Here is a 15,587-nt window from a genome sequence, read left to right on the forward strand (position 1 = left end):
AGATTTAACAGTTCTTTGATTTCTTATTATTAACAATTTACCAAAAACTCAAATTGTGGTCAACCATTATTTTGGAAAGTTCTTATAAAAAATTCTTTTTTACAGGTTATCAAAGGAATTTAATATTTGAAAGTTTTATACTTACTCCTTTAATTACTATAATCCAACGCGAATAATCAGTTTCCTTCAAAAATAACTCCTGTAAATCAACAATTCACAATCTTTACTAATAACAAATAGTAGGATAATATTCATAATAAGAAAGTTTTGTATTTATTTAATTTTCATTCTTATTCATATAGTTCATATGAATCTGTAATTTGGCCAAATAAAGAAGAAGGTGAAGTAGTGAACCTTACCTATTTCCTGTTTTTCCTATGCATCATTGTGTGTACGCTGATTATTACATACTGGGCGGCAAAGCAGAGTAAAACAACGAATCAATATTATATTGCGGCTGGTAGTTTAACCGGGATACAAAATGGGATGGCGATTGCGGGGGATTACATTAGTGCCGCTTCCTTTTTAGGTATCGTTGGCACGATTGCAATCAATGGATTTGATGGCTTTCTGTACGCGATAGGTTTCTTGGTTTCCTATTTAATTGTGTTGTTTTTTATTGCCGAACCTGTTCATCACCTGGGTAAATTTTCACTTGGTGATGTTATCTGTTCCCGTTTTCCAGGTAATAAAATGCGCTTGTTAATGGCTATCGGGGCATTTATCATTTCCATACTATATATGATTCCACAACTAGTGGCTGCAGGTCTTTTAATTCGTTTGCTACTGGATATTAACTATTCGACTTCCGTGCTAATTATCGGAAGTTTAATGACAGTGTATGTTGTATTCGGTGGCATGTATGCTACCTCATGGGTGCAAATCGTTAAAACAGTGGTGTTATTGTCAGGGACATTTCTTCTATCACTAATAGTATTTTCCCGTTTTGATTGGGATCTTACCGAATTGATTGCACAGGTTAAAATGGGCACCCCGTTAGGTGAAAGCTTTTTTCTACCTGGCAATTTATTTACTAATCCTTTGGAAACGATTTCGCTTCATCTAGCTTTAATACTTGGAACGGCAGGATTACCACATATACTGATTCGTTTTTTCACCGTCCGGAATACGAAGGAAGTGCGCAAGTCACTATTAACCGCAAGTTGGATTATTGGAGCCTTTTACATAGTCACACTTGTTTTGGGACTTGGAACCGTTGCTTTAATTGGATTTCATGAATTGGTCGCACTTGATCCGACTGGGAATCTGGCTGCACCTTTATTGGCTGAGGAGCTGGGCGGCGATTTTCTGTTAGCCTTTATTGCAGCTATATCCTTTACGACAATAGTAGCGGTTGTCGCTGGTTTAGTTATTTCAGCCACAACTGCTTTTTCACATGATATCTATTACCATATTATTAAAAAAGGACGTACTACCGAGAAAAAACAATTGCGTGCTGCACAGTGGACTGCTTTTGTTGTTGGTGTCATTTCAACGTTATTTGCGCTCGGTTTGAAAAATATTAATGTGACGTTCCTTGTTTCCTTAACATTCATTGTTGCGGCTTCAAGTAACCTGCCTGTACTATTGTTCACCATTTACTGGAGACGTTTTAATCAAACAGGGGCAATCATTGGAATGGTATGTGGATTGACCGCTTCACTGACCCTTCTGTTAGTCGGTCCGCACATAATGAATCCGGATGGAGGCTGGATTGCCAGGGATCCACTTTTCCCACTGTATAACCCGGGCATTATTGCCATTCCTATCGGATTCTTAGGTGCATATCTTGGGTCGATATTTTCAAGCGATCCAATCCAAACAGAAAGAGAGTTTAGGCAGTTCTATATAAAATCACAGACTGGGATTGAAACAAGGAGTGATGGCTCGTGAAGTACTTGACAATCATTTTATTTGAACGGCTGGGATTATTATTGGTTCTTGCCTTCGTACTTACGCGTATTCCCGGTTTCCGATCATTGCTTTATCGTGAATTCAGCAAAAGAATGTCATTTGTACATGCCTGTATGTTTGGCCTCTTTGGAATCGCAGGTACAATCACAGGCGTTGTCATTGAGGGAGACTCTGTTGTTGTCCGTGATTTTATCTGGTCTGTCAGCGATGGGCAAATGGTTGTAAGCCCAAGTCTTGTCGCTATTGTGATTGCCGGATTGTTAGGAGGACCTGTTGTTGGACTAGGTGCTGGCCTCATTGCTGGAGGACATCTTTTTTACCTGGGTGGCATCGGTTTTATTGCAAATAGCCTAGTCAATCCATTAACAGGATTACTGGCAGGATTAACTGCGCGATTCTTTTCAAACGAAAGGGTAATTTCTCCGATGAAAGCACTATTTATCGGCGTTTTCCCACCGGTTCTCCAAATGCATTTGCTGCTCATCTTTGAATCACATCCAGATAACATGATTGCGATTGTTAATACGATTGGATTACCTCTCGTGTTATCTAATAGCATTGCGATTGCTATTTTTACAGCAATGATTGGGATTGTACTAAGGGAACAGGAAAATGTGGCGGCGCTGGCAACGAAGCAGGCATTGACAATTGCGGAGGAAGCACTCCCTTTTTTAAAAAAAGACTCCTCCCGTGAAATGGCTGCAGGAATTGCCAATTTACTCTACGACCGGTTGAAATTAGCTGCCGTTTCTGTAACAAATGGACAGGTGGTTTTGGCACATAAAGGATTAGGAGATGATCATCACCGGGAAGGTGATCCAATTACCACGTCCCTTTCCCACCAAGCGATTGCTTCTAACCAGATGCAAGTGGCCTATTCACATTCGGAAATACAATGTACACACCACAATTGTCCATTGGAAGCTGCCATCATGATTCCAATCATGAATGCAAATGATGCAACAGGGCTTATTAAATTTTACTTTCGAAAAGGCCAGCATATCAGGCCAGTGGAGCTCATGTTAGCTCAAGGATTGGGACAGCTGATATCCAATCAGCTGAATACGATTGCAACCGAAAAACTTAAAACGCATATGCGTGACGCAGAGCTAAGAAACCTTCAGGCTCAGATTAATCCGCATTTTCTATTTAACACGCTTCACCTGATTGCAGCTTTGTTTCGAAAAGATCCCGAAAAAGCACGACACATCACCGTCCAATTGGCTCATTATATGCGATTTAATATCGGGCTTGTATCGTCATCACTTGTACAAATGGAAAAAGAATGTCAGCACGTAAAAGCGTATATTGATATTATTCAAACCCGCTTTTCCAGTCGTCTACAAATTAATTTTTCCGAACCAGAAGGCATTTCACAAGTTTTCATCCCACCGTCAACGATTCAGCCTTTAGTTGAAAATAGTGTCCAACATGGTCTGGAAAACGTTACAAACGGTGGCGTTGTAACGGTAACAATTGAAAAGTTCGATCTATCCATTAAAATAACCGTTCGTGACAATGGACGCGGATTTCCTGAAGATATTTTGAATCGTGTTGGTCATGAGTCATTAACAGAGAATCAAAACGGCGGTGCAGGATTGTATAATGTCAATCAACGTTTAATTAGTTTACTGGGAGAATCAGCACGTTTACATATTCGGAATTTACCTTCCAGTGGAAGTGAAATTTACTTTATAATTCCGTGTAAAGATTAAGGATTGAGGGGGTATTTTTGATGAAAAGTATTCATGCCATGATTGCTGAAGATGAACAATTGGCACGGGAAGAACTGGTCTACCTACTGAAAAATGAACAGGATGTCATGACCTATCCCAGCGCTGAAACTGGAGAACAATTAGTAGAGCTGTATATGGAGCATGAACCTGACGTCATATTTCTTGATGTTCAGATGCCGGGCATGCCTGGTGTTGAAGCAGCTAAACGAATTATGGAACTTGCCTATATTCAACCACCATTATTCGTTTTTACGACTGCATATGACGAATATGCAGTTGATGCATTTGAGATTGATGCAATTGATTATTTGTTAAAACCTTATGATGAGGCACGTTTTCAAAAAACGATGACCCGCATTCGAAAGCATCTGTCACAAATGGATAATAGCGAAAACCAGCACATCCCACCACAAGATCAATCCCCTACATCAAAATTACTCGTTGATGATGGTGATCGCATGGTCGTTCTGTCGCCGGATTCCATCTATTATGCAGTCCCATCCAAACGTTTATTGGAGATTCATACGAAAGATGAGGTGATTGAAAGCCGTATGACGTTACAGGAATTAGAAGAAAAACTGCAAGGACTTTCTTTTTTTCGAACACATCGAAGCTATCTAGTGAACTTGAATTACATACGGGAAATCACACCATGGTTTAACGGGACGTGTAATGTAACCCTTCAGGACAAGCATCATACATCACTACCAGTTAGCCGTTCAGCACGAAAAGTACTCCTTGATATTTTTAAAAAATAACCACTAATGGGCAAATTTTAACAATTCGAACATTAATTTCAACCATTGACCCGAATTTGTCCTTAGGTTCCTCCCTTATCCTTATAATGATTAGTAAGCGCTTTCAATTTATGTGGTCGCGCGATGTCAATCCAGACTAAGTTGACCACATATTACTTCATTCAAGGGGGAATAAAATTGAGTAAAACAATTGCTCCACTAAAGGTGCAAGCAAATATGCCTGATTATGATGAGGCACGTGCTAATTTTTCATGGAAAGATGCTGAAAAAACATTTTCATGGCATGAATCCGAAAACGTGAATATGGCGCATGAAGCAATTGATCGGCATGCAGAAACATGGAGAAAAAATAAAGTAGCTCTCTATTACAGTGATTCAAAACGTGATGAAAAATATACCTTCCAGGACATGAAATTCCTGTCCAATCAATTCGGAAATGTATTACGGAAAATTGGCATCGAAAAAGGCGAACGTGTCTTTTTATTTATGCCAAGATCACCTGAACTGTATGTAAGCATGATCGGAATATTAAAAGTCGGAGCAATTTCCGGACCATTATTTGAAGCTTTTATGGAACAGGCAGTTCGTGACCGACTTGAGAATAGTGATGCTTCTGTTTTAATTACAACATCTGACCTACTACCACGTGTCCCTTACAAAGAACTTCCACATTTAAAACATATTATTTTAGTCGGTGAAGGTGATGCACCAAATGACGATGAGGATACGACATTTTACCAGTACGAAAAAGAAATGAAAGACGCTTCAAGAGATCTGGATATCGAATGGGTTGACCGTGAAGATGGAATGATTCTTCACTACACGTCAGGTTCAACAGGGAAACCAAAAGGTGTCTTGCACGTTCACAACGCCATGATCCAACACTATCAAACTGCCAAATGGGTATTAGACCTTAAAGAAGATGACATATATTGGTGTACAGCTGATCCTGGCTGGGTAACAGGAACATCCTATGGAATTTTTGGTCCATGGTTGAACGGTGCCTCCAATCTTATCCGCGGTGGCCGTTTTAGTCCAGAAGATTGGTATGGAACCATTGAAAAATATCAAGTAACCGTTTGGTTGAGTGCACCAACAGCATTCCGCAAACTCATGGCGATCGGCGATGACGCAACAAAAGGTTTTGACTTAACTTCCTTACGTCACATTTTAAGTGTAGGAGAACCATTAAATGCAGAAGTCGTTCACTGGGGAACAAAAGTTTATAACCAACGCATTCATGACCATTGGTGGATGACAGAAACCGGTGGAATTATTATCTCAAACTACCCTTCCATGCCATTGAAACCAGGCTCTATGGGAAAACCGTTTCCTGGCATTGAAGCTGCTATTTTAGACGATGTGGGAAATGAACTTCCGCCAGGACAAATGGGCAAATTATGTATTAAAGCTGGTTGGCCATCAATGCTGCGAAACGTCTGGAAAAATGAAGAACGATTTAATCAGTATTTTCCATTTGAAGGCTGGTATGAATCGGGTGACCTGGCTTCTCACGACGAAGAAGGATACTTCTGGTTTGAAGGTCGGGATGATGACGTTATTCAAACATCCGGTGAACGGGTTGGGCCATTCGAAGTGGAAAGCAGACTTGTTGAACACCCAGCTGTAGCTGAAGCAGCGGTTATTGGAAAACCTGATCCAGTCCGTGGAGAAATTATTAAAGCATTCGTCTCGTTAAAAGATGGTTTTACGCAAAGCGCGGAACTAGAAGAAGAACTTCGTTTATTCGTAAAACAAGGATTAGCAGCCCATGTTGCACCACGAGAATTAGAGATTCGCGACTTTTTACCGAAAACCAGAAGCGGGAAGATCATGCGCCGTGTGCTAAAGGCATGGGACCTTGGACTTCCAACAGGCGATCTTTCAACAATGGAAGAATAGTATTTTTACCCAAAATAGTTTGAGGAGGTTTTTCATGAGTAATGCAGGCGCAAACAAAATTGATAATCATAAACATAATCAGATCGATTATGTAAAAGTGGAACAAAGCCCGAAGTTTAAAAAACTTATGAGCGATAGAAAAAAGTTCATCGTACCATTAACGATATTTTTTCTGGTATTCTATTTTTTACTTCCTATTTTGACTTCCTATACAACGTTCCTAAATACACCGGTGATTGGTGATATTTCGTGGGTATGGTTATTTGCATTTTCACAGTTTGTGATGACATGGGTCCTATGTACGTTATATGTGAGAAAAGCCGCATCCTTTGATAAGCTGGCAGATGAAATCATTGATGAACAGCTTGACAAAGGAGGGAAAAACTAATGAATACAACAGTAGTCGTTCTGTTTCTTGCGATTGTAATTTTAACACTTGTTATTACGTATTTTGCTGCCAAACACACCCAAACAACCGGTGACTTTTACACAGCTGGCGGTGAACTGAAAGGTTGGCAAAATGGTATTGCGATTGCAGGGGATTATTTATCAGCCGCTTCCTTCCTTGGTATTGCTGGTGCTATCGCATTGTATGGTTTTGACGGATTCTTTTACAGCATCGGTTTCCTGATCGCTTATCTGGTTGTGTTGTTTTTAGTCGCAGAACCATTAAGAAATCTTGGGAAATACACACTAGCAGATATGCTTAAGTCTCGCTTCGATGCTACAAAGGTACGTGGCGCAGCTGCCCTTAACACGATAACCATCGTTCTTTTTTACATGATTGCACAGCTAGTTGGTGCAGGAGCCCTGATTCAGCTATTATTTGATATCCCTTATTGGATAGCTGTATTGATTGTTGGTGTCATGATGACCATTTACGTGTTGTTTGGCGGCATGATTGCCACCAGTTGGGTTCAAATTGTAAAAGCTGTCCTTCTAATGGCTGGTATGGTTATCATTTCGTTCCTTGTTTTGTTAAACTTCAACTTCGATATCGGGTATATGTTCAACGAAGTTAAATCGGTTACGAGTCATGGTGCAGATTATTTAAAACCAGGATTAAAGTATACAGAGCCACTTGGGACCATTTCATTGATGATCGCACTGGTACTTGGAACGGCTGGTTTACCACATATACTTATGCGCTTTTTCACCGTTAAAGATGCCAAATCGGCAAGAAGTTCTGTTATTACAGCAACATGGGTAATCGGTATATTTTATGTACTGACGTTATTCCTCGGCTTTGGAGCAGCTGCATTCGTAGGTGAAGCAAACATCCTCGCAGCAAATCCGGGCGGAAACATGGCGGCGCCGTTACTGGCAAAAGCAATAGGCGGAGAAATTTTATTCGCGTTCATCTCAGCGGTTGCATTCGCTACAATCCTGGCAGTTGTCGCAGGACTTGTTTTATCAGGTGCATCAGCATTTGCACATGATTTATACGGGCAAATCATTAAAAAAGGAAAGGCAACCGATAAGCAGCAAATGCTGGCAGCTCGCTATGCTTCTCTAGCTGTATCTGTACTTGCGATTATATTGGCATTATTTGCCCAATACTTAAATGTAGCATTCCTTGTTTCACTAGCTTTTTGTATTGCTGCCAGTGCCAATTTACCGGTTATCCTTTACACCGTATATTGGAAAAAGTTCAATACAGCGGGCGCAGTCACAGCTATGTTAACTGGATTATTCTCAGCATTAATTCTTGTGTCCCTAAGCCCAAGCGTGTTCTCGCCGGTCGAAGGTGCAGCATTATTTCTCGGAGATCCAATATTCCCATTATCCAATCCTGCACTGGTTTCCGTTCCATTAGGATTCCTCGGTGGTTTCCTTGGAACGATACTTTCTAAAGAAACGAATTCGAGACGATACGCTGAAGTAAAAGTAAAAGCGAATACAGGCTATCGGGAAAAAGAGATATAAGAGCGATTGTTTCCAAAATTACAGAGAAAGAAACGTCTATTTTGCTTCAAAATAGACGTTTTTTTATACTGATAGAAAGTTTTATGGAAATCAGTATAAGTGCAACTTCTAATCCGTTTCACTCGATTAAATCCATGCTTAAATACCGTTCTCCACTATCCGGAGCAATACATACCACGCGTTTACCTTTCCCTAATCGTTTCGCAACTTCAATTGCCGTATAAATAGATGCTGCCCCAGACAATCCCACAAAAATACCTTCCTGCTTTGGTAACTTCTTGAACATGTCAATCGCTATTTCATCATCTATCTGCAAAATCTCATCATAAATACCAGTATTCAAGATTTCTGGAACAAAACCAGGGCTAGTTCCTACCAGCTTGTGACTACCAGGTTTTCCTCCTGATAAAACGGGTGATCCTTTTGGTTCCGCTATTGTAATCGTTAGTTCCGGAAGTTTTTTCTTTAACACTTCACCTGTTCCAGTGACGGTTCCACCTGTTCCAGCCGTGCAAACAAATGCATCTAATTTCCCGTCCATTTGTTCATAAATTTCAAGAGCAGTTGTTAATCTGTGCACATCCGAATTTGCTTGATTTTCGAACTGTTGTGGAATGAAACTTCCAGGGTTTTCTTTTTGCAATTCTAAAGCTTTTTTAATAGCTCCAGGCATTTTTTCCGCGCTCGGTACTAAAACTACCTTAGCACCATATGCCTTTAGAATATTTCTTCTCTCCAGTGTACTGTTATCAGGCATAATCAAAATTGACTGGTATCCTTTAGCAGCAGCGGCCATAGCGAGGCCAATTCCCGTATTGCCACTAGTCGGTTCAATAATCATTCCACCGGGTTGCAGTAGTCCCTTTTCTTCCGCAACCCTGATCATGTTTATCGCTGCACGATCTTTAACGCTTCTACTTGGATTAAACATTTCCAGTTTAATAAAAACATCCGCGGCATCTTCTGGGACAAGCTTGTTCAACTTTACGATTGGTGTTTCTCCCATCAGCTCTGTCACATTATTTACTACTTTCATCCTGAACAACCTCTCAATAAGAAAAATTAATTCCGAGTAATTTACTATACATAATACTATGACAAGAATAGCAGAGTCAAAATATAAAACTTAAGCAATAATAAGCCAGCCACTTCGGCTGGCTTTATCTATTATTCAATAAAACTAGAATCAACTAATCCCTCTAAATCCGGCTTTTCCTTCAAAAATTCAAGCTCATACGAAGAGTCAGCGAATTCCTGCAGGGTCTTTCCGTCTAATTTATATGTGAAATCAATCCTTTTCCATGCGTTATCAATGACTGATTCAGAAAGCTTCTGATCCGTAATGTCTTTGATTTTACCGATAGCAATTTTTTTAGATTCTTCTGGGTTATCTTTAATAAACTCTGTTGCCTTTTTATGTGCGTCTACGATACTTTGAACCATATCAGGGTTATTTTTGACCAGGTCTTGTGATGTTACAAATACAGCCGCTGGTAAGGTTTCACCATAGGCAACGTCCGGTGTGTCTACAAGGACTTTACCGCTACCTTTCGCTTCGATAACGGAAGCCCATGGTTCTGGGACTGTTGCCGCATCAACGTTTCCTGTCACAAACAACCTTTCATAGGTGGCAGGTTTTCCTGTAACATGTTTCATAGATCCACCAATACGTTTAGAAGTGATGCCGAATTCTTCTTTCATCATCGTTTCGAACTGAACATCATGCGTACAACCAACATGTGGTGAAATGAAAGTTTTACCCTTTAAGTCTTCTGGAGTTTCGATATCAGAGCCTTTTCTAGCCATAATCACAGTACCGCCTGTCGATCCTGCAGCAACAATATTTATTTTTGCTCCGCTTGTAAAATGATTCATGGCTGGACCTGGCCCCACAAGACCCCCTTCAATTTCGCCTGTTTCAATGGCAGTCATAAAAGATGACCCGTCTGGGAAGTATTGAAAGTTAACCTTTGTTCCATCAGGCAATGTTTCTGCGTACAGTTCCTTTTCCTCGGCTACCATTCCGGCAACATGATTAATATTTGGAAAATATCCAATCGTAATCTCTTTTGCCCCATCTCCACTTTCGCCCTCGCTACTTCCACCACATGCAGCTAATATGAGACTTAGTGTAACGAAACCAATAATTGATAAAATTTTTTTCATTTACGATACTCATCCTCTCTTTTATTTATCCAAACCCCATCGTTTCATAATATTTTTTTCTAATTTAGAAAACACAAGCTGATCGAAAACTGCACCGATCAATCCAATTATGATGATAATACCGATGACTTGATCCATACGGGCATAATCTTGTGCATATCGTAATGAATAGCCTAGTCCCGGTCCATTACTAAGTAATTCACCGGCCATTAAGGCACGCCAGCTGAATGCCCAGGCAAGCCTGACACCTGACATGAAATACGGAATACTTGCCGGTACTTCCACTCGATAAAATAAACCAAAACCGTTTGTCCCCATGGTCCTTGCTGCACGAATGAAGTCGGGTGAAACATTATGAATAGCCGACCTGACATTTAACGCCATAACGAATGTACCGCCTAAAACGACAACGAATACAACTGCAAATTCTGTAAATCCAAAAAGCATAATCGCCAGTGGAACCCAGACAATGCTTGGAATGCTTTGTAAGGCAATTAAATACATACCTGCTGTTTCATCAGCTTGCTTCGATTTACCTAGAATCACGCCTACGATTGTTCCAAAAAGAATGGCCATTAACAAGCCGAGGAACAAATGCCTAAAAGACGCTCCTAAAGCCTTTACAAAATCCCCACTATCAAAGCCTTCATATAAAGCGGTCCCAACTTGACTAGGCGATGGGAATATAATATCTGCAAAAACATCTGACATATAAATTAACTGCCATAATCCTATGATTGCAACTAGAAACAGCACACGTTTAATGACTATATTCAATTTCATTTGACAGCTCTTCCTTCAATACTTTGTTAATCTCACCTTCAAGCAGATCCATCACTCGTTTTTCAAGCTCTATTATCTCGGGATTATCCCGTTTTCGTGGTCTGGGTATATCTACTGTGAAATCAGATATGATGCGACCAGGCCGTGTACCCATCACAACAACACGATCTGATAATTTGATAGCCTCTTGTATGCTATGTGTAACAAAGAGAATAGTTTTTTGTGTTTCCTGCCAAATTTTTACCAACTCGTCATGTAAAATATGGCGTGTTTGTTCATCAAGTGCACCAAATGGTTCATCCATCAATAAAACTTTAGGATCCATTGCCAATGCCCGCGCAATAGCTACACGCTGTTGCATCCCACCTGAGAGTTCATATATATAATTGGTTTTGAATTTACTTAAGTGGACCATTCTCAGAAAATGATCTGCCAGGGTGTTTGCTTCTTTCTTGCTCATCTTCCCTTTTAACGGAAAAGTGATATTGTCACGTACATTAAGCCACGGAAATAAGGAAGGCTGTTGAAAAACCATGCCACGCTCAGGGCCAGCCTGCTTAATTTCTTTTTCCTGAAGTGTAATGGAACCGTCTGTGATGTTTTCGAGTCCAGCTACCATCGATAGTAAAGTAGATTTCCCACAACCAGAAGGTCCAAGAATCGATACGAATTGGTTTTCAGGAATCTTTAAGTCAATATCGGAAAAAACTTCAAAAGATGATTGCTGATCCTGATCGATAAAGGTCTTTCCAACATGATTCATTTGAAGAAACAACGAACTACCCCCTAATCATAATAATTCCTATCAACAAAGTAGGTTTTAACCATTATATTAATGTTTCGACAGTTGTGTCAATTGTTTTTCTATATAAATAATGTGATAAACTCAAGAGGGAAGAATTATTTAATTAAAAACTAAACGATTTAATGGAGATGCTTGCATTGAACACAATTGAAGAGACGATAAAGTTAGCAGGTTTCGGCAGAAAAAGAGTAATGAAAAAACAAATTAAAATAATTAGGAAAAACCTACATGAAGGTGAGAAATTACTTGGGGTTGCTGCATCATTTCCGAAACCGATGGAGCAATTATTTGTAAGCAATAATAAAGTCATCGTCCATAAAATTGAAGGTCTAACAGATAATAAAAGTATTGAAATTCCAATTTCCACCATAAAGTCAGTGAAAGTTAAGTCAGCAGACTTCGGCGCAGAGATTAAAGTTTCAGCTCCAAACAATTCAGCAACAGTCGTAGAGATACCACTTGATGTTGCAAAAGAAATTAAAAAGTTGATAGATTCTTTGAGAAAAGCTTAAATAGTAAGAAAAGAATTTTTTAACTACACGGAGGCAGTTAAGGAATGAAAGACATCATCGTAACCTTGGCAGAAATAGTAAACAATTTTCACGATGTAATAATCGATTTGGTCGGTCTGCAAATGACAGACAAACAACTTCACTTCTGGATTATTGGCATTATAGGGATTGTAACTTTTTTTGTTGTCTATCTATTCTTCAAGATTGTTGAAGCTATGAAGTGGAGTATTACAATCCTATCATTTATTTATACATTTACAGTAATGGTCGTTTTGGTCTTTGCAATAGAGCTGCAGCAGGCCATTACAAATCGTGGCAATATGGAATTTGCTGATGCAGTAATGGGATTATGGGGCTTCCTCGTATTCTTCATGATCTATGCTTTTGTGGCTATAATCATATATATTCTAGTAAAATTTTTCAAGAAAGAATGAATGAATTGGTTACGAGGTTGCACTAAATATAAATAAGGATAGTTCGCCTATTCCGGCGCCCTATCCTTTATTTTATTACTCTTAAAGTTTGAATTGACGAACCAATCCATTTAGCTCTTCAGCCAATTTGGAAAGTTGTTCTGAACTTCCTGCAACTTCTTCCATTGAACTACTTGTTTGTTGTGAAGATGCGGAGGTTTGCTCTACTCCCGCAGCTGATTCTTCTGAAATCGATGCTATTTCTTCAATCGATCCATTCATCACACTACTGTCCGCTACAATATTTGATAGGTTTCCTGATATTACTTTTATATTGGTTACCATTTCACTAATCGCTGTACTAATTCCACTAAATGTTTCACCAGTAGTCTTAATTTGATTAGTTCCAAGTTCAACTTCTGCGTAACCATCGTTTAATGATTTCGTTACAGTATTTGTTTCATTTTGTATATTATCGACAATGCCTGTAATATCGCTTACCGAATCAGATACTTGTTCCGCAAGTTTTCTTACTTCATCTGCTACTACGGCGAAACCTTTACCATGTTCTCCAGCTCTTGCGGCCTCTATTGCAGCGTTTAGTGCGAGAAGATTTGTTTGATCCGCAATATCTTTAATAACCGACACTAGCTTTGAAATTTCTTGTGACTGCGTATCCAGGCCTTGTACTTTCTTCACTGCGTCTTGAACAATCTGGTCAATCTTAGCCATCTGTTCATTAGATGACTGCATTAACTGGCTTCCCTCATTAGTCATTCCTAATACCCTATCTGAAGCATGTTGAATGTGCTCGCCTTTTGTATTAGCTTCTTGTACTTTAGTTGTAAATGAACTCATGGTAGATGCTAGTTCACTTGCACTGTTTGCTTGTGTTTCCGAACCTGATGCTAATTCTTGCATAGTAGTTGCTACCTGTTCTGAACCAGCCTTAACTTCATTTGCTGACTGGGTTAATTCCTCGCTTTGACCTGTTACAGATTCAGAAACCACATTAATTTTGTTTAATAATTCCCGTGTATTATTATTCATTTCATTTGTTGCTACAACTAGCTGGCCAATCTCATCTTTAGAATTTGTTTCTAGTAGATCTTGACTTAAATCCCCATCCGCAATTAACTTCATTCGTTTCATAACCGCAACAATCGGTTTTGAGATCATCCGTGATGTGAACAGTGCAGTAATTATCCCAAGGACCACAACCAAAATAGACACTGCTATTACAAAAATAGAAGTAGCTTTACCACTTTCTAAAATATCATTTCCTGTTTTTTGAATTAGGTTTTCTCTAGTCGCAGCCATCTCCTCGAATCCAGCCATTATTTCTTTGGCAAGCGGCTTAACTTCGGAAGACAATATATCCATTGCTTTCTGTTTGTTTCCACTGTCATATGCTGCAAAAACTTTATCTAAAGCCGTTCCCCATTCTATTTTTTTCTCAATAAGTTTCTCAACTTTTTTTGAATCACTTAAATTCAAAACATGTTCTTCAAGTTCTATGCTCTCTTCTATTTGGGCATCAAATTGTTTTCTAAATTCATCATCATCGTATAATAAGAAAGCACGTACTAACGCAGTTCTATTCGCCATGTTATAGGCTATCTTTTCATCCGCAATTAACAATGGAAGCTGTTCATCAACAATCTCTTTCGTATCTTGGTTTGTTTTTTCAATCGCCAAATAGTTAAATACTCCTAAAACAAGAACTAAAAAAATGATTAAAGAAAAACCGAATAGGATTTTGGTATTTATACTTTTAAAATTGAATAATTTCTTCATGACATGTCCCTCTTTTACTGGTTTAGTTTAAAACTTTCTCCACCGATTCCTTGATTCGTTCTGCGGTAAAAGGCTTGACGATAAAATCCTTTGCCCCCGCCTGTATAGCATCGACAACCATCCCCTGCTGCCCCATAGCGGAACACATAATAATCTTGACGTTAGCATCCAACTTCTTTATCTCCTTAACTGCGTCTACACCATTCATTTCCGGCATGGTGATGTCCATGGTGACGAGATCTGGTTTTAACTCTTGGTATTTTTCAACAGCATCTAGTCCATTTTCCGCTTCTCCAACCACCTCATGGCCTAGCTTTGTTATATTATCTTTTAATTGCATGCGCATAAACGCTGCATCATCCGTTATTAATACCCTTGCCATTGTTGTTTTCCCCCTCTGATTTACTTCTCTACTACTTCTTGCACTTCATTGATTTCATCTAGATTTAAAATACATTCAAAATCTAGTAAAATTAATAGTTTGCTTTCCAATTTAGCTACACCTTTTATGAAAGCTTCATTGACACCACCAATAATTTTCGGAGAATCTTCAACCACATTCGGGTTAATGTCGATAACATCAGTTGCAGAATCAACAATTAAGCCTACTTGTACATGGTTAACGTCAACGATTAAGACACGTGTTTCATCAGTGAAATTTGTATCTCCTATTTGTAGCCGTTCCTTTAAATCAACAATAGGTGTAATGTCTCCACGTAGATTAATAACACCTTTTATAAAGTTAGATGTCCCAGGAACCTCGGTAACATCCGTCACTCTTTCAATAGAACGAACATGTTGAATTTCGACTCCATACTTTTGTTCTTTCAACTGAAATACGATAACCTTTAACAATTCTTCCATTCGTAAGCCCC

At 39.2% G+C, this 15,587-nt stretch carries 15 protein-coding genes; 8 read left to right on the forward strand and 7 right to left on the reverse strand.

The genetic code is table 11. The features are described 5' to 3' along the window. Window positions 1-348 precede the first annotated feature (348 nt). The 6 genes from LG329_RS06360 (at window position 349) to LG329_RS06385 (ending at window position 8,236) form a co-directional block, all read left to right on the forward strand. The gene (locus LG329_RS06360) at window positions 349-1,893 is read left to right on the forward strand and encodes a cation acetate symporter (RefSeq protein ID WP_404454828.1); all 1,545 of its coding nucleotides are present in this window, start codon (window positions 349-351) and stop codon (window positions 1,891-1,893) included. Further along, window positions 1,890-3,629, forward strand: a complete 1,740-nt coding sequence (locus LG329_RS06365; protein WP_404454831.1) for a LytS/YhcK type 5TM receptor domain-containing protein — start codon at window positions 1,890-1,892, stop codon at window positions 3,627-3,629. The genes LG329_RS06360 and LG329_RS06365 overlap by 4 nt, the downstream gene beginning before the upstream one ends. A 20-nt stretch (window positions 3,630-3,649) precedes the next feature. Continuing rightward, the gene (locus LG329_RS06370) at window positions 3,650-4,408 is read left to right on the forward strand and encodes a LytR/AlgR family response regulator transcription factor (RefSeq protein ID WP_404454833.1); all 759 of its coding nucleotides are present in this window, start codon (window positions 3,650-3,652) and stop codon (window positions 4,406-4,408) included. 216 nt (window positions 4,409-4,624) lie between these two features. Then, complete coding sequence (acsA, locus tag LG329_RS06375; RefSeq protein WP_404456442.1) at window positions 4,625-6,310, forward strand: acetate--CoA ligase; 1,686 nt, start codon at window positions 4,625-4,627, stop codon at window positions 6,308-6,310. 34 nt (window positions 6,311-6,344) lie between these two features. Then, window positions 6,345-6,698 carry a DUF485 domain-containing protein gene (locus tag LG329_RS06380; RefSeq protein ID WP_404454836.1) on the forward strand — a complete coding sequence of 118 codons (354 nt, stop codon included), beginning with the start codon at window positions 6,345-6,347 and terminating at the stop codon, window positions 6,696-6,698. After that, the gene (locus tag LG329_RS06385; RefSeq protein WP_404454839.1) at window positions 6,698-8,236 is read left to right on the forward strand and encodes a cation acetate symporter; all 1,539 of its coding nucleotides are present in this window, start codon (window positions 6,698-6,700) and stop codon (window positions 8,234-8,236) included. The genes LG329_RS06380 and LG329_RS06385 overlap by 1 nt, the downstream gene beginning before the upstream one ends. 118 nt (window positions 8,237-8,354) lie before the next feature. On the opposite strand, the gene cysK is transcribed toward LG329_RS06385, so the two are convergent. The 4 genes from cysK to LG329_RS06405 all read right to left on the reverse strand — a co-directional run bounded on the left by cysK (window position 8,355) and on the right by LG329_RS06405 (window position 11,960). Further along, window positions 8,355-9,272, reverse strand: coding sequence for a cysteine synthase A (gene cysK / locus LG329_RS06390; RefSeq protein WP_404454842.1), 918 nt, complete (start codon window positions 9,270-9,272; stop codon window positions 8,355-8,357). Between the two features lie 131 nt (window positions 9,273-9,403). Further along, a complete protein-coding gene (locus LG329_RS06395; RefSeq protein WP_404454845.1) occupies window positions 9,404-10,402 on the reverse strand; it encodes an aliphatic sulfonate ABC transporter substrate-binding protein in 999 nt (332 codons plus the stop codon). Window positions 10,403-10,423: 21 nt separating this feature from the next. Further along, window positions 10,424-11,185: an ABC transporter permease gene (locus tag LG329_RS06400; protein WP_404454848.1), complete on the reverse strand. Its 762-nt coding sequence runs from the start codon at window positions 11,183-11,185 to the stop codon at window positions 10,424-10,426. After that, window positions 11,163-11,960 carry an ABC transporter ATP-binding protein gene (locus tag LG329_RS06405; protein ID WP_404454851.1) on the reverse strand — a complete coding sequence of 266 codons (798 nt, stop codon included), beginning with the start codon at window positions 11,958-11,960 and terminating at the stop codon, window positions 11,163-11,165. The genes LG329_RS06400 and LG329_RS06405 overlap by 23 nt, the downstream gene beginning before the upstream one ends. Window positions 11,961-12,127: 167 nt before the next feature. On the opposite strand from LG329_RS06405, the gene LG329_RS06410 reads away from it, so the two are divergent. Together LG329_RS06410 and LG329_RS06415 are read left to right on the forward strand one after the other, a co-directional pair. Further along, a complete protein-coding gene (locus LG329_RS06410; RefSeq protein WP_404454854.1) occupies window positions 12,128-12,502 on the forward strand; it encodes a PH domain-containing protein in 375 nt (124 codons plus the stop codon). Window positions 12,503-12,546: 44 nt separating this feature from the next. Continuing rightward, window positions 12,547-12,936, forward strand: a complete 390-nt coding sequence (locus LG329_RS06415; protein ID WP_404454856.1) for a hypothetical protein — start codon at window positions 12,547-12,549, stop codon at window positions 12,934-12,936. 81 nt (window positions 12,937-13,017) lie between these two features. On the opposite strand, the gene LG329_RS06420 is transcribed toward LG329_RS06415, so the two are convergent. From LG329_RS06420 to LG329_RS06430, 3 genes are read right to left on the reverse strand one after another with little or no spacing between them, the layout of a single operon-like run. Next, entirely contained in the window at window positions 13,018-14,712 is a 1,695-nt protein-coding gene (locus LG329_RS06420; protein ID WP_404454859.1) for a methyl-accepting chemotaxis protein, read from the reverse strand. A gap of 22 nt (window positions 14,713-14,734) precedes the next feature. Then, window positions 14,735-15,094, reverse strand: a complete 360-nt coding sequence (locus LG329_RS06425) for a response regulator (protein WP_404454862.1) — start codon at window positions 15,092-15,094, stop codon at window positions 14,735-14,737. 20 nt (window positions 15,095-15,114) lie between these two features. After that, on the reverse strand, window positions 15,115-15,576 hold the full coding sequence (locus LG329_RS06430) for a chemotaxis protein CheW (protein ID WP_404454865.1): 462 nt from the start codon (window positions 15,574-15,576) through the stop codon (window positions 15,115-15,117). Window positions 15,577-15,587: the final 11 nt, after the last annotated feature.

The organism is Virgibacillus necropolis (assembly GCF_044793635.1).
GTDB classification, from domain to species: domain Bacteria; phylum Bacillota; class Bacilli; order Bacillales; family Amphibacillaceae; genus Virgibacillus_F; species Virgibacillus_F necropolis_A.

What these genes read in the sequence shown, in the direction of transcription:
- LG329_RS06370 (WP_404454833.1), top strand. Translation starts at nt 3,650, where the DNA reads ATGAAAAGTATTCATGCCATGATTGCTGAAGATGAACAATTGGCACGG.
- acsA (WP_404456442.1), top strand. Translation starts at nt 4,625, where the DNA reads ATGCCTGATTATGATGAGGCACGTGCTAATTTTTCATGGAAAGATGCT.
- LG329_RS06380 (WP_404454836.1), top strand. Translation starts at nt 6,345, where the DNA reads ATGAGTAATGCAGGCGCAAACAAAATTGATAATCATAAACATAATCAG.
- LG329_RS06385 (WP_404454839.1), top strand. Translation starts at nt 6,698, where the DNA reads ATGAATACAACAGTAGTCGTTCTGTTTCTTGCGATTGTAATTTTAACA.
- cysK (WP_404454842.1), bottom strand. Translation starts at nt 9,272, where the DNA reads ATGAAAGTAGTAAATAATGTGACAGAGCTGATGGGAGAAACACCAATC.
- LG329_RS06395 (WP_404454845.1), bottom strand. Translation starts at nt 10,402, where the DNA reads ATGAAAAAAATTTTATCAATTATTGGTTTCGTTACACTAAGTCTCATA.
- LG329_RS06400 (WP_404454848.1), bottom strand. Translation starts at nt 11,185, where the DNA reads ATGAAATTGAATATAGTCATTAAACGTGTGCTGTTTCTAGTTGCAATC.
- LG329_RS06415 (WP_404454856.1), top strand. Translation starts at nt 12,547, where the DNA reads ATGAAAGACATCATCGTAACCTTGGCAGAAATAGTAAACAATTTTCAC.
- LG329_RS06420 (WP_404454859.1), bottom strand. Translation starts at nt 14,712, where the DNA reads ATGAAGAAATTATTCAATTTTAAAAGTATAAATACCAAAATCCTATTC.
- LG329_RS06425 (WP_404454862.1), bottom strand. Translation starts at nt 15,094, where the DNA reads ATGGCAAGGGTATTAATAACGGATGATGCAGCGTTTATGCGCATGCAA.
- LG329_RS06430 (WP_404454865.1), bottom strand. Translation starts at nt 15,576, where the DNA reads ATGGAAGAATTGTTAAAGGTTATCGTATTTCAGTTGAAAGAACAAAAG.